The following is a 247-nucleotide window of genomic DNA, read 5'->3' as shown; positions in this document are numbered from 1 at the left end:
GTAATAGCTCACTGGTCGAGTCGGCCTGCGCGGAAGATGTAACGGGGCTAAACCATGCACCGAAGCTGCGGCAGCGAACGTATCACTTAAAGCGATTCAGCGGGTTACGATTGACGGAGCGAAGCGACGTCAAAGCGTATACAAAGTCGAGTCGGTTTAAGGATACGTTCGTTGGGTAGGGGAGCGTTCTGTAAGCCTGTGAAGGTGGCCTGTGAGGGTTGCTGGAGGTATCAGAAGTGCGAATGCT

The 247-nt window shown here is 53.8% G+C and carries 1 rRNA gene; it reads left to right on the top strand.

Annotated elements, in window-relative coordinates:
- Nucleotides 1-247 (top strand): 23S ribosomal RNA (locus NA197_RS23530); the annotation flags it as partial.

The organism is Salmonella sp. NW884 (genome assembly GCF_051700745.1).
GTDB classification, from domain to species: domain Bacteria; phylum Pseudomonadota; class Gammaproteobacteria; order Enterobacterales; family Enterobacteriaceae; genus Salmonella; species Salmonella enterica.
Note: the sequence above shows the minus strand (reverse complement) of the source record. Positions and strands in the feature narration are given on the sequence as shown.